The sequence below is a fragment of the Flavobacteriales bacterium genome, from assembly GCA_021739695.1.
Lineage (GTDB): Bacteria > Bacteroidota > Bacteroidia > UBA10329 > UBA10329 > UBA10329.
Genome location: JAIPBM010000001.1, coordinates 221,961 through 235,148, shown reverse-complemented (window position 1 = coordinate 235,148; position 13,188 = coordinate 221,961). Strand labels below are relative to the sequence as shown.

Below are 13,188 nucleotides of genomic sequence, written 5' to 3'. Positions count from 1 at the left end.
TTGTTTTGTTGAACTTGTCAAAAATAGGTGAAATTCATTGCAGAATTGAAACTCTAAACACATGGAACAAGTAAAGGTTCATGTACATGAAGCAACAGACCAAAGCTATTCAAATTCTCATTTTTGAAGATTTTCACGCAGAGACAGAGTCTCTCTTGCGCGAACTTCAGGATGCAGAAATGTTGTTCGATGCGCATGTGGTAAGCTCGGTTGCCGAGTACGAAAAAACCTTGTTTTCCAATTCTCCTGATGTTATTCTGAGCCCTTATAGCCTAAAAGGAACCAATGCGGTTAAGTTATTGGGCTTGGCACGAAAACATGGAATTGACGCACCGTTCATTCTACTCGCGTTCGACCTTTCGGAAGATATTGCCATAGATCTACTTGCCGAAGGCATAGAAGATTACGTTCAACGATCCACCATTAAGCGATTGCCTATTGCGATAAAAAAAGCGCTGCAACGCTATAAGACGCAACTTGAACTTCTACTAAGCGAGGCTAAGCTACGTGGAAGTGAAGCTTCACTTCAGGAAGCTCAGAAAATTGCCAAGATCGGTAGTTGGGAATGGGAAATAAACAGTGAAAACATTGCTTGTTCCGATGAAATGTTTCGCATTTATGGTTGCGAACCACAAGACTTTTCCCTTCGTCAAGCGGTGGGTTTTGTCCACCCCAAAGACAAGGAACGTGTTGGAGAGCTTATGGTCAAGGGGCTAACGGCCGGTTTCATGCCTGTTGTTGAGTACACCATAATTGCTGGAGATGGAACGGTCAAAGATGTTCGGGCAAATGCCAAACCCATCAAGAATGAGAACGGAGACATCATTAAGGTGATTGGAACCTTACAGGATATCACCGAAAGAAAAGCAATAGAAAATGAACTTCTTAAGAACCAAGGCCTCCTAACTCTTGGCGAGGAAATTTCTAATAGCGGAAGTTTTGAACTTGACCTCACGCATCGAAAAACAAGATGGTCTCCTAATTTCTATCGCATCACGGGAATTGATCCAACAACCAAGATAACGAACAAGCTATTCCTTTCATGCATCCATCCAGATGACCGGAATGAATATAAGAAAGTGCTGAGCGAGAGCATCAATTCAGGAAATGGTAAGCCTTTCGTTTACCGTCTTATTCGCCCAGATAATGGCCAAGTGATTCATTTACAGGCAAATGGAAGACGTATTGATGGAGATGATAAGGTGATTCGTTGGATCGGTAGTGTTCTAGACATTTCCGACCGAATTCTGACTCAGCTCGAATTACAGAGAAGTGAAGCTTCGCTAATTGAGGCACAAAAGATTGCCAAAGTCGGTAGTTGGGAATGGGATGTAGGAACAGAGCAGGTGTGGTGGTCGGAAGAAATGTACCGAATCTATGAAACCGAAAGGTCAGAGATAACACTATCGGATGTAAAAGCCTTTATACATCCCGAAGACAGGGAGCGAATAAATGGGATCACCCAAAACGATCTGAATGAGAACATAACCTCCGTATTGGAATACCGGATTCTACTGGAGTCGGGAAAAGTAAAATACGTTACATCCAGCGCCAAGCAGGTTAAAGATGCAAGCGGAAAAGTGGTTCGGTTAATTGGAACATTACAGGATGTGACCGATCAGATTCGTTCCAAAGAGGAACTCAAAGCACAGAATCTTCAAAAAGACCTGATCCTTAATACGGCCAAGGTCGGAATTTGGCATTGGAAGGTGAATAGCGATAAACTCATTTGGGACGAGCGATGTGCGCAGGTTTTTGAGAGCTTTTCGATGGAAGTTGACACAGAAGCGTTCTACAACCTTATTCATCCAGACGATAGGGATTACGTTTATCAACGTTTGGTTGATGGACTGAAAAAGGGAGAATATTCTGCCGAATATCGGGTGGTTCAGAACGGGAAAACCAGCTACGTGATTTCTCGTGGGCGTTCCACATTTGGCCCTGATGGAAAAGCCACACGCATGGATGGGATCATCATCGATATGACGGAGCGTCATCTCATGGAAAATGCATTGCGACAGAGTGAGCAACTATTCCGCGACATGGCAGAAAGCATTACGGAAGTATTCTGGCTAACTGATTGGGAGTTGAACGAAGTTCTGTACGTAAGTCCGCAGTACGAAAAACTGTACGGGCAATCCATTCAAAGTCTATATGAAGATCCGGCTTCTTGGTCACGTGCAATCCATCCAGATGATCGTGATCGGGTAACAACCAAATTCCGTCAATTGGCCGCAAGCGGAAGCTACGATGAAGAATATCGATTATTGATGAAGGATGGAACCGTTAAATGGGTTAGAGACCGAGCGTTTCCTGTCTTTCATTCTGATGGTTCTGTTTCGCGCGTTGCAGGAATTACCGAAGACATCACTGAACAAAAAAGAGCGCAGGTACAGGTCAAAACGCTATCTCTTGTCGCATCTGAAACCAGTAATGGCGTGCTTATTCATGACGCGTTGGGTAGAATTACCTGGGCCAATCAAGGTTTTACGAATATTACTGGATATACAGCCGAAGAGGCATTGGGCAAAGAACCATGGTCTTTCCTTTCGGGCCCGAATACGGATCACAGCCTGATTGAGGCCACGTACCAAAAAATGAAAGAAGGCCAGACATTCAAGTCAGATAATGTGCTTGTGACCAAAGATGGTAGCGAGGTATGGATCAATACGGCATTCAATCCGATAATGGACGAAAAGGGTGAGTTGAACCAAGTGGTAAGCATTGGAGTGGACATCACTCAACAAAAAGAACTGGAACTACTCCAAAAGAACATGTTGGATGAACTCGAACGGACCAATCAGGAACTGCGAAGAAGGGCCGCGCGTTAATGTGCTAGCGAGATGTCGAATGATGCCGCAAACCGTTCGTTCGGCCTTAGATTGATCAAACAGTCTTTTTCGAAAAAATCTTTTGCCTGATCAAACATATCAGCACAGCCGATCCAAGGTTCAATACAAACATAATCGGCACCAGGAATAGACCAGATTCCCAGATGCGGAAATCCGTTGTATGTAACCTGAAGTCGTTTGCCACCATCTTTATGTTGAATCCAAACCTGCTTTGAAGGGATGTTTTTGAAGACCAGCGCGTCTTCTTTAAACAGATCGTAAAACAGCCCAAAACGGTCTGAATTTGATAAGAACAATTGCTGTTCGCCACTGTAAAGCCCTTTGTCAGTCAGCAGATGGCGGTCCAAAGTTTGCGGAATATCAAAGCGGACTTCATAATCGTCATACTTTTCTCCTTCCTTAAAAGGAACCGTGAAGGCCGGATGTCCGCCTAACTGAAAACCAATGTTCCGTTGGTCAGCATTCAGTACTTCAAACGTTTGGGTCAAACAGGTGCCAGAAAGCGCGTAACCGATCCTCAGCACAAACTCAAAAGGATAGTTTATCCGTGTGTTCGCGTTGCTTTTCAGCTCAAACACAGCTTTCGATTCGGTGCTTTCTACAACCGAAAACATTTCGTGACGTGCAAACCCATGTCGTCCCATCGGATAAGTGATGCCTTCTACGGTAATGGTCTCATCTTTCGATTCGCCCACACACGGGAAAAGAATAGGAGCGTGGCGTGGCCAGAACGCTGGATCAGCCTTCCACATGTGATCCACGCCATCGCGCTTGTCCAAAAGACCGCACAGTTCGGCCCCTTTTGGGCTGATGTTAACATTCAGGTAATCATTCTCCAATGTTAAGTTTTTCATCTATTTGAACTTGTTTGAAACAATTTTAGACCCGTTTCGTTATTCTAATGTTACGTAATTGTTAACAGAAATAATTTTATCGTAACTTTGGTTTAACAAAAAGACACGGTCATGAAAGCGTTGATGTTGAGTTTAGTGGTTTTGGCAGGTTCTACTTGCTTTGCGCAAAGTACGGTAAAGACCAATTATGAAAATGGTTCTGTGAAAAGCGAATACGTTCAAAAGGGCGAATTGGTAGCAGTGACCAATTATTACGAAAGTGGAGCGGTGAAAGAAACGGGCTACTACAAGAATGATGTTCCTGAAGGTAAATGGGAATCTTTTGCAGAAGATGGCTCAAAAACTGCCGAGATCAGTTACCAGAACGGCAAACGTCATGGCGAGTTCCGCGTTTGGGATCAGTATGATAGTGCTTACATCGAAATGAAATATGCGAATGGCGAAGTGATCAATGCCAACCGATACGTGAAACAGACGGAGTTTGCCGTCAAGGACAAGTAATTGTTTCTGAATAAGAACGAAAGCCCGTATGATCTGATTCATACGGGCTTTTTATTTGTACAGAATTGAACTGGATAAAAACTAGAAATCCCGACTTTCGGACGGTGATCGGTTAAATTAACAGCCCATCGGTGTTGATCGATCAACAGCTGTTAAGCATCTATTTTCCGGTTTTGCTCTTGCAGGGTCTTTAGCAATTGCGGATAGAGCCTATGATCCAAGGCTCTGAGATCAGTTACAACTTAGCCAAGCAATCTCTTTGCCTTGGGCAGAAACTTAGCGAAGCGTTATCACCGAAGGTAAACCTATCATACTTAGTTCCACACGGGTGATCCGCTTCGACAAGCTGAGCGCAGCGCCTGCGGAGCACCCGTTTGTGTGCGGGGGTACCTCTGTGATGAGGAAAATCATAGGGACGAATGACCGCTCTCACTCATATCCCCGTAGCGTGATATTCCTTCGCAATGTGAAACAACAGCTGTCGATAAACCTCTTTGGTGGTTCTTTAGAAATGGACAGTGTTGTTCCTGCCAGTGGAGTTGAACCACTATAAAAGCAAGGTGGAGACCAGTGACCAGCGAAAAAATGGGGCGGATTCGAAAAGCCAGACGAGTAGAGTTCTGTTTTAGTAATGAATGATGAAAAATCTGCGCTTGTTGATGGTTTTAATGTTTGCCACCCAGTTTTCAACAGAAACCATGGGCCAGGTAACAGACATTGATGGGAATGTCTACAATACGGTTGTCATAGGCACGCAGGTGTGGATGGCCGAGAATCTGAAAACCACCAGATTGAATGATGGCACACCCGTTCCTTTGGTGAGTGACTATACAGACTGGCCAGCTCTGACCACGCCAGGCCGCTGCTGGTACGGCAATGATGAGGCTGCCAATGCAGACACTTATGGCGCCATGTACAACTGGTATACGGTGAACACTCAGAAGCTATGTCCGACAGGATGGCATGTTCCAACGGATGCAGAATGGGCAGAACTGATGGACCTCTACGGTGGTGTTGCCGCAGGAAACGCACTGAAAGAAGCAGGCACAGCCCATTGGGCCGTTCCTAATACGGGAGCAACCAACGAATCAGGGTTCACAGCACTACCGGGCGGACAACGGGGCGCCTATGGGGTGTTTGACCTGATCGGTCTTGCCGGCACATGGTGGACAGCCACTGCCATCGACATTTACAATCCCGGCTCCTATCTCTTGGTCTCTGCTAGTGGATATGCGGGCTATTCGAACGATAATAAGGAAGCAGGTAAATCTATCCGTTGCATGGAAGGCGATGCCATGGATGTGGGTGATCTTCAGCATCCATCGATCAGAACAGATGTTTATCCGAATCCAGCCGAAAGACTCGTAAAGGTTGAATGCGATCTGCAAACGGCACTGTTGCTTCAGGTCATTGACATTCGGGGAAGGGTAGTAATGGAAAAGGAATTCATTCGTCAGACGGAAATAGAACTGCAAGACAAGGGCATCTATCTGCTCAGGCTATCCAACGATTCAGCGGTGATAACCAGAAAAATCGTTATCCAATAAACCATGACGCCATAGCGAGCGTTTATCTCCGGTTAAAACGCTTCGCTAAGTTGTACCGGGTGCTTATTCTGTAACTATTGCTTGTGGGCAGGCTTTGCAAACGCAGTCTCAACGTCATCAAGTTAAGAGATCGGCCGTGTTGAATAGAGATTATCTCTTCCCTCGATGAACTCCCGTTGGTCGGTTGCTTCGGTCGTTCCTCGTAATGACGATGCTCTGAGCGTCATTGTGAGCAACGAACCGACCGAAGCGGAGCTCACGGCCTGAAAGGACGTAACTCCAAGCAATCTCTCAAACGGCTTAATTAATGACATTGAACGCGAGCTAGCGGGCTTGAGGATGGGTGTTGCAAAAACGCTTGCATAAAAGAAGATCAGTCAGGATACTGATCGTGTTTCATGCCACACAAGACATCCTACGGAATTCTTGCGCGAGCTTGGGGGAGCTTATTCCTCAAATGCCTTGAAATCCACTTTAGCATTTATATCTGGACATAAAGCCAGAAAATTCTTTAGAAAAACCGTTTCAATATGTTCCTTCTTTTCTTCAATCTTACTTTTCGGAACTTGATAGAGTACGGCATCATGCATTGGAACTAAGAATTCAATTTCACTGTCTTGCGATACTTCGAGTATGGCAGACTTGAGTATGAATGAGGCTTGTCCTTGGATTAGTTGGCTCAGAACAAACCGAGTTTCTGATTTTTTTCCTTTTTTCCCATCCTTTGTTTTTTTGATGTTTCTGCGAAGGGTAGTTTCCGATTGAATATATCCTTGATTAACTGCTTTTTCATATTCTGATAATTTGAACATCTCCAATTTTTCAAATTTGGAAAAGAATTCCGTTGCAGATGTATTCTGAGTTAACCCTTTCGATGTAATGACCCGATTGATTGAGGACACTAATTTCTTGTTTGACATTCCATACAAATAAGAAAGAAACAAGACTTTGGCCTCTTTACGCAACGCCTTCGTTCCAAATATGTATTCGCTAAAACTTGTATAGATGTCACTACTGTTATACAAATCGAGCATTGCCTCGTCTTTACAGTTAGAAGCAAGAATACCAGGCTCAAATTGATTGTAGTCACAGTAAAGCAAGGCATATCCCTCCTTTGCTCTAAAGATTGTTCGGTTCTCTCGTTTTAGCTGCTGAATGTGTGGGTAATTGATTAGGATTCTAGATGTAATTGTTCCTATGCAATCAAATACCGGAAATATTAAATTGCCCTCTTCAATAATGTATTGCTTCAGCTTTTCATAGTCAGACTTTACCCGTATGGTAATGTAGATGTCTTTACAGAGCTCCGAACTAATTTTTTCGTTTTTTAGGAAGCTAATAAGATTAAAATGGTCGAAATCCTTGTTGGAAAGTTTGAATCCTTTTTTGATGAGAAATCGTCTGAGGTACTTGTAGTCTAGGTTGATAATTCCATACTTGTATCTCAGTCTATTGACTAGTGCATTTTTATTCGTTTCCAGTTCAGTAATCAAACCATCAAGCTTCTCGACATCTACGTGTATGCCTTCAACTTGCCGCTCGTTGAGCACTTGTTGTATGGCATTTTCTAGATTGTTAAATCTGGATTCTTGTTTTAATTCCTTAAGATTAATAAAAGACACTTCGTAGAACTTTTTTACCTTGGTTGCTAAGGCTTTCAAGGTTTCAACCAGTTGTTTCTCTTCCGTTCCTTCCCTAATTATTGAATACAATCGATTTGATTCTTCTTCCCCTAGGTCTCTGTGAATTCTGTTCCAAAAAATCCAAGGATATTTCTTCTTGGAATAGGTTTTCTTCGACCTACCCGTGTTGATTTTAATTATTTGGCCTAAATCGGTTATTATCGGTAAGTTTCCTTCGTAAACCATTCTAAGATGGTCTAGTAAATGATTTAAGTTGTAAGTGATAATTTCATGTTGATAATCTCGAATTTCCTCAATAGAGAGTTTTCGGTATTCCCCATCTTCAAAGAGACCGACATAAAAGGAGTCGGCCTGGTTGTAAATATCAATTCTATGCGCTAAGAATAATTTCATCTATGATATGAATTCTGGCAATTCGTCATAAAAATCCTTGAAGTTCAATTTTGAAGGTGGTATGGAATAGACACCAGTAAAATCCTTGTTTAGTACCCGATAACTTCCTTTATGGCAATCGTCCATGAATTTTTCCACTGAACCTTTAATTATGGTTGTATAATCCAATTCTTTAATACCAATAAGAGCAGTCCTTTGCACGAAGAAATTGGTTAGGTTTTGAAAATTGTCGGCTACATGTTTCCTGTCGTTACCATCTCCAAGAGAACATAAGTAAAGAGTTGAACCTGCTATAATGGGGTGATTTGTTGCACGATGCTCCAAGTTATGCCTTGCCTTTAGAATTAATGAAGCCTCCTTACAATTGTGATTGATTAAAATTCTCCAAATGTGATATTCTTGCCACTCATAAATGTTTTTTTCATCATCCAATAGCAAGCTCGCAATTCTCTGTAGATGGTAGTCCGAGAGAGGGGTACTAATTAAATATCGAGCAAATGAATCTGTAGACCACGGCTGGTCAATGAGTTGGTTAATTACAGCGTCCGTGATGTCATCGATATCAATCTTATTTCTTATTTCAGGTATTCTAACTAACCGTTCCAGGCGGTTCACACAAAACCTAAAATGTCTTTCCAGAGTCACGCCATTTTCAATCAGGGAGATAGTTTTTTTTCTTAGCATTGGAATGGCAATTTGTACACCCCTAGCTTGTCTTGATTTTAGAAGGTTTTCAATCTGCTCAATTTGTTTGTCATTCTTCTGTAGAGCCTCGTTTATAAGAAGTCGCTGTGAACCGTTGTTTAAGTCTAATATTTCAGTCTTTTTCGAGTTTACGTTAAGTCCTTTTTTTCTCAGTTCGCTAACCAAAAGCTTTAATGCTTTTCTGGCCTCAAACTTATTTTTACAAACGACTCGAATATCATCCATATACCTGAAATATTTGTATCCAGATTTTAGCATGCTATCATCAACAGGGTTCAAAAAAATATTGGAAAGAAAAGAGGAAGCGTCACGGTTCTGTGGGATACCTCTTTTGGTATTAGGCTCGCACCACCTATCCAAGAGTTTCTTTATTTGACTGGATACCTTTTTTAATTCCTTGTTCTTGTCCTTGTTCTTGATGAGGGAATCAATCTGAAAATCCAGAGTGGTGATTAAGTCCTTAATACTTATGGATTCGTAGTAGTTGGAAAGGTCGGTTATTAGCAATACCTCATTTTCGTTTTTATCTAATTCGATTTTGGCATCGGTAAGAAACTTATTCCATTCTTCCACTGGATATCTAAAAAAGTATTTCTCACCTCTGTCGGTATCTATTCTATGAGAATAAATGGATTCTGAATGTATAGAGTCAAGTTCTGGGCCTAGTTTGTCAACGCAAGCTTGGTACATTAATCGGTCAACAATATTTGTCTCACTTGAGTATCTAACGGTAAAGCCAGGTTTTGGAATATCAAAGTGTAATGAATTCCCAGGTTCGTAGAGGTCGTTTGTACCCGTGTACTTTTTTAATTGATTTAGAAAAAAGTCCTTGTTATCGAATAAGTCTTTGAAGTCTAGGAAATCTGGAAACCAGTCATCTCGAAGATCTTGCTTAAGTCGTTTTAAGGATATTTCTAGGTTGTAAGTGATGCCACCAATAACAACCTCTGAAAGATTACTTCGACTAGTGGTTGGGTCTTTCGTCATTTGATGATTCAATTAAAGGTTGTTGTTTTTGTGGTCTTGAAAAACGATTTTTCATTAATGCTCAACGCTGTTTAGCTCACCGATTCGTAATCTTGCCATATTCCTTCTTACAGTTTCCCAATACTACAAACCCCCGCCCACATTTCCAACACCTTGCCCCTGCGCTTCAGGAGCTTTTTTAGAACTGTAATTTATGGCCGCAATTTGGTATTGTGGCATTTTAGGGGATCAGATAACTTAGTGTTGTTGTTCTACCCGCACACGTGTCAACCCCAACGCCACCGGAAGAGCAAGCCTTGCTTGTACACACTGCCAAAGGCGTGGTATATCTGGATGCAAAGAAACTTAGTGAGATAACCCCCGAAATGCTTCGGGCCGTGGAGGCCTCTGCCATGGAGAAGTTGGTTGATGACATTGCCGCAGAAGAAGGTGTGAGCATTTACTGCATCAACAGACGGTTGAAGAACGCGCGGAAACTGCTGAATACCTACAGCACATTCGGTGCCTATAGGCTTCTCTTGCTCGCGCGAAAATTAGAACTGAAATAGCTTGCTGATTCCCGCTGTAGGCCGCAAAATTTAGCGCTTGCAACAACCGAAATGCCTTTTGAAATTTGGGTAAACCAAGGGCCAAAGGTCATGAACAGGTCAGAACAGGATTTAAAAATCATCAATGTAAGTGGCTTACTGTCAGTTTATTGCCTGAGAAACGAAGCTGTCCTCGTTTTGTTGCCAGCTATCTCCTCCGTAAGGAATAATAACCCTTCCTGTAGGAATACCATCTCTTCCTTAAGGAACAATGATTCCTCCTTAAGGAATAGTATCTCGTCCTTAAGGAAATATGATTCCTCCTTAAGGAACAGTATCTCGTCCTTAAGGAATTGTTTCTCCTCCCTAAGGAAATATGATTCCTCCTTAAGGAATAATATCTCGTCCTTAAGGAATTACTTCTCCTCCCTTGGGATGGGATTCCTGACCCGAAGGTGGACCCTGTCTTCCTTTTGGCCGGTAATTGGGGGCGCGGGCCATTTGAAGCGCTGCTCTGTAAGGGCTCCATAGAAGTTGCAGCGGAATGCTTCAATGAAGGGGCGAAGCCTCAGAACCCAGATCATTTTTTACAAACACGTTTAAATACGAGAACAAATGCCAACTAGAATAGATCAATCAGACGGGGGTTTCGACTCCTACATCACTTCAACGACAGATTATCTGGAAGCGGAAACACCTACCAATGGCGAACGTCTTGGCCTGACGGTTGGCGAACTGACCGAATGGAGTAGCAGACGGGACGCTTGGGTGCTTATCTATGCCAAGCATAAGGATGCTTCGAAACGGACAAAAACCATCACGGCCGAAAAGGACCTTCAGAAAAAAGCCTTCATTCAATTTGCCAACCCTTTGCTGACGAGGATGAGCGTGTCGCCTGCCCTTACAAGCGATGACAGGGGTGCGTTGCACCTATCCGAGCGCGATGCGCCTACCGAAAGAACCAAGATCGAAACCACACCGCTGGCCAAGATCATTCCGATGGAAGGGGGTGATGTGAAGATCCGTGTACGCACCACCGAAGACGGTAACCGTGCCAGCAAGCACCCTGATGCGGACCATGTGGAGATGCGCTATGCGCTGGTGAGCGTGGGTCAGGATACGGGGAGTTTTCCGATACCTGATCCGACCATCCCGAGGCCTCCATCAGATACCGCGGCCGGTGCTCAGAAAGTACCGACCACCGCAGCGGAATGTCCTTACAGCAAGATCAGCAAGAAGGCCATCTTCATTGCTTCGCTCGGACAGGAACATAGCGGGAAGCGGATCTATGCCTTTTTCCGCTGGGTAAATGCCAGCAAGGAGGAGAACAGCAGCTCGTGGAGTACAGTGGTTCAGAGTGTGGTTGTTTGATGAGTTGCCGGATACCAGATGTCAGATAGCAGATACGAGATGTGAGATGTCAGACCTCAGAAAGCAGAAAAAACCCCGTTCCGGAACCAGAGCGGGGTTTTTTATTGGCGCAGAAAGGAAGGGGATGAAAACAAAAAACCCCGCCATTGGCGGGGTTTCTGCTCCTCCTCTTGGGCTCGAACCAAGGACCCTCTGATTAACAGTCAGATGCTCTAACCAGCTGAGCTAAGGAGGAATTTAAGGGCTGCAAATGTAGTTTGCTCACTAATATAATCCAATACCTTTGGCAAAAATTTCAAATCCGCTAAAAATGAGCCTACTTACAGTTGGAACCGTTGCCTTCGATGCTATTGAAACTCCATTCGGGAAGACCGATAAGATAATCGGTGGTGCCGCTACATACATTGCGCTTGCTGCATCTTATTTCACCAAAAAGATCAATATGGTTTCGGTGGTTGGAGACGATTTTCCGGCAGATGCCTTGGCCAATCTGAGGAATCATGGTGCCAATACAGACGGTATTCAGATCAAAGAAGGCGAAAAGACCTTTTTCTGGGCAGGTAAGTATCACAACGATATGAATACGCGCGATACCTTGGCAACCGAACTGAACGTATTGGCCGATTTTGAGCCAGTGGTGCTGGATGCATATCAGAACTGTGAGTTTCTGATGTTGGGCAATTTGACACCGGCTGTTCAAATGTCAGTGATCGATCAATTGAAAAACCGCCCAAAATTGGTGGTGTTGGACACCATGAATTTCTGGATGGACATCATGATGGATGAACTGAAGGCGGTGCTTAAAAAAGTGGATGTGCTGACCATTAACGATGCAGAAGCTCGTCAGCTTTCGGGAGAATATTCGTTGGTAAAAGCAGCTCAGATCATTCTCGAAATGGGACCACAATACTTGGTCATTAAGAAAGGAGAACACGGAGCCTTGCTGTTCAATAAGGAATCGGTGTTTTTCGCACCTGCCTTGCCACTTGAAGAAGTTTTTGATCCAACAGGCGCTGGCGACAGCTTTGCAGGTGGATTCATTGGCTATTTGGCTAGCACACGCGACATTTCATTCGACAATATGAAGCGCGCCATCATTTTTGGCTCAGCAATGGCTTCATTCTGTGTAGAGAAATTCGGAACAGAAAGACTGATCGACCTTTCTCAAGATGAAATCGATGATCGTGTTCAGGATTTCATCGACCTTGTTCAGTTCGATATTTCGTTGGTAAACGATTAAGCGAATCGGACCATTACTTGGTTCTTGTCTACGGTTTTTCCTGTCTCAACTTCTATTGAAGCAACGGTAACATCTGCCGGTGCTTTGATGACGTTTTCCATTTTCATGGCTTCCAGCACCAATACACGGTCGCCTTTTTTCAATTGGTCGCCAGGTCTGACGTCTATGTGAAGAACCATTCCGGGCATTGGGGCTTTCAGCTCGTTTACTTTTCCCGCAGCTCCTTTTTCCATCCCAAGGCTTTTCAGCAATTCGTCAAACTGGTCGATGGTCTGAGCTTCGTATATCGTACCGTTCACTTTAAGTTGATGAATGCCATCAACCTTGCCCAATACTTCTACATTAAAAGAGCGATTGTCTTTTAGGATGTGATATACCTTGGGCGAAATTTTGCTTACATCCCAACTGAACGCTTTTCCATTTACGGTTCCAGTCTTCTTGTTTTCCTCTTCAAAATCGACCAGAAACTCTGACCCGGAAACCTTAACACGTTTGCTCATATCTTAAAAATCGCTAATGGCCGCTGCATTCTATAGGCTTAAGCTATTTTTGCCGACCGTTAAAAAAA

The 13,188-nt window shown here is 43.5% G+C and carries 11 protein-coding genes and 1 tRNA gene; 6 read left to right on the top strand and 6 right to left on the bottom strand.

Annotated elements, in window-relative coordinates; translation table 11 throughout:
* The first annotated feature begins 86 nt into the window (after positions 1-86).
* Positions 87-2,831: a PAS domain-containing protein gene (locus K9J17_01035; protein ID MCF8275289.1), complete on the top strand. Its 2,745-nt coding sequence runs from the start codon at positions 87-89 to the stop codon at positions 2,829-2,831.
* Here the strand turns inward: K9J17_01035 and K9J17_01030 are convergent.
* Positions 2,828-3,706, bottom strand: coding sequence for an aldose 1-epimerase family protein (locus K9J17_01030; GenBank protein MCF8275288.1), 879 nt, complete (start codon positions 3,704-3,706; stop codon positions 2,828-2,830). The genes K9J17_01035 and K9J17_01030 overlap by 4 nt on opposite strands.
* A gap of 111 nt (positions 3,707-3,817) precedes the next feature.
* On the opposite strand from K9J17_01030, the gene K9J17_01025 reads away from it, so the two are divergent.
* Positions 3,818-4,207 (top strand): hypothetical protein, encoded by a 390-nt coding sequence (locus K9J17_01025; GenBank protein ID MCF8275287.1) that lies wholly within the window; start codon positions 3,818-3,820, stop codon positions 4,205-4,207.
* 698 nt (positions 4,208-4,905) lie between these two features.
* Complete coding sequence (locus K9J17_01020) at positions 4,906-5,754, top strand: T9SS type A sorting domain-containing protein (GenBank protein ID MCF8275286.1); 849 nt, start codon at positions 4,906-4,908, stop codon at positions 5,752-5,754.
* Positions 5,755-5,876: 122 nt separating this feature from the next.
* Here K9J17_01020 and K9J17_01015 read toward each other — a convergent pair whose 3' ends face one another.
* The 3 genes from K9J17_01015 to K9J17_01005 all read right to left on the bottom strand — a co-directional run bounded on the left by K9J17_01015 (position 5,877) and on the right by K9J17_01005 (position 9,482).
* Positions 5,877-6,068, bottom strand: a complete 192-nt coding sequence (locus K9J17_01015) for a hypothetical protein (protein ID MCF8275285.1) — start codon at positions 6,066-6,068, stop codon at positions 5,877-5,879.
* A 132-nt stretch (positions 6,069-6,200) separates the two neighbouring features.
* A complete protein-coding gene (locus K9J17_01010) occupies positions 6,201-7,790 on the bottom strand; it encodes a hypothetical protein (GenBank protein MCF8275284.1) in 1,590 nt (529 codons plus the stop codon).
* Complete coding sequence (locus K9J17_01005; protein ID MCF8275283.1) at positions 7,791-9,482, bottom strand: RNA-directed DNA polymerase; 1,692 nt, start codon at positions 9,480-9,482, stop codon at positions 7,791-7,793.
* Between the two features lie 263 nt (positions 9,483-9,745).
* On the opposite strand from K9J17_01005, the gene K9J17_01000 reads away from it, so the two are divergent.
* Both K9J17_01000 and K9J17_00995 read left to right on the top strand, forming a co-directional pair.
* On the top strand, positions 9,746-10,030 hold the full coding sequence (locus K9J17_01000) for a hypothetical protein (GenBank protein MCF8275282.1): 285 nt from the start codon (positions 9,746-9,748) through the stop codon (positions 10,028-10,030).
* A gap of 594 nt (positions 10,031-10,624) precedes the next feature.
* The gene (locus K9J17_00995) at positions 10,625-11,380 is read left to right on the top strand and encodes a hypothetical protein (GenBank protein ID MCF8275281.1); all 756 of its coding nucleotides are present in this window, start codon (positions 10,625-10,627) and stop codon (positions 11,378-11,380) included.
* A 161-nt stretch (positions 11,381-11,541) separates the two neighbouring features.
* On the opposite strand, the gene K9J17_00990 is transcribed toward K9J17_00995, so the two are convergent.
* Positions 11,542-11,615: transfer RNA gene (locus K9J17_00990), tRNA-Asn, on the bottom strand.
* 75 nt (positions 11,616-11,690) lie between these two features.
* On the opposite strand from K9J17_00990, the gene K9J17_00985 reads away from it, so the two are divergent.
* Entirely contained in the window at positions 11,691-12,620 is a 930-nt protein-coding gene (locus K9J17_00985) for a bifunctional hydroxymethylpyrimidine kinase/phosphomethylpyrimidine kinase (GenBank protein MCF8275280.1), read from the top strand.
* On the opposite strand, the gene K9J17_00980 is transcribed toward K9J17_00985, so the two are convergent.
* The gene (locus K9J17_00980) at positions 12,617-13,120 is read right to left on the bottom strand and encodes an acetyl-CoA carboxylase biotin carboxyl carrier protein subunit (GenBank protein ID MCF8275279.1); all 504 of its coding nucleotides are present in this window, start codon (positions 13,118-13,120) and stop codon (positions 12,617-12,619) included. The genes K9J17_00985 and K9J17_00980 overlap by 4 nt on opposite strands.
* Between the last annotated feature and the right edge of the window lie 68 nt (positions 13,121-13,188).

Excerpts from the sequence above, each read along its gene's own strand:
- K9J17_01035 (MCF8275289.1), top strand. The coding sequence starts at position 87 with ATGAAGCAACAGACCAAAGCTATTCAAATTCTCATTTTTGAAGATTTT.
- K9J17_01030 (MCF8275288.1), bottom strand. The coding sequence starts at position 3,706 with ATGAAAAACTTAACATTGGAGAATGATTACCTGAATGTTAACATCAGC.
- K9J17_01025 (MCF8275287.1), top strand. The coding sequence starts at position 3,818 with ATGAAAGCGTTGATGTTGAGTTTAGTGGTTTTGGCAGGTTCTACTTGC.
- K9J17_01020 (MCF8275286.1), top strand. The coding sequence starts at position 4,906 with ATGGGCCAGGTAACAGACATTGATGGGAATGTCTACAATACGGTTGTC.
- K9J17_01015 (MCF8275285.1), bottom strand. The coding sequence starts at position 6,068 with ATGTCATTAATTAAGCCGTTTGAGAGATTGCTTGGAGTTACGTCCTTT.
- K9J17_01010 (MCF8275284.1), bottom strand. The coding sequence starts at position 7,790 with ATGAAATTATTCTTAGCGCATAGAATTGATATTTACAACCAGGCCGAC.
- K9J17_01005 (MCF8275283.1), bottom strand. The coding sequence starts at position 9,482 with ATGACGAAAGACCCAACCACTAGTCGAAGTAATCTTTCAGAGGTTGTT.
- K9J17_00995 (MCF8275281.1), top strand. The coding sequence starts at position 10,625 with ATGCCAACTAGAATAGATCAATCAGACGGGGGTTTCGACTCCTACATC.
- K9J17_00985 (MCF8275280.1), top strand. The coding sequence starts at position 11,691 with ATGAGCCTACTTACAGTTGGAACCGTTGCCTTCGATGCTATTGAAACT.
- K9J17_00980 (MCF8275279.1), bottom strand. The coding sequence starts at position 13,120 with ATGAGCAAACGTGTTAAGGTTTCCGGGTCAGAGTTTCTGGTCGATTTT.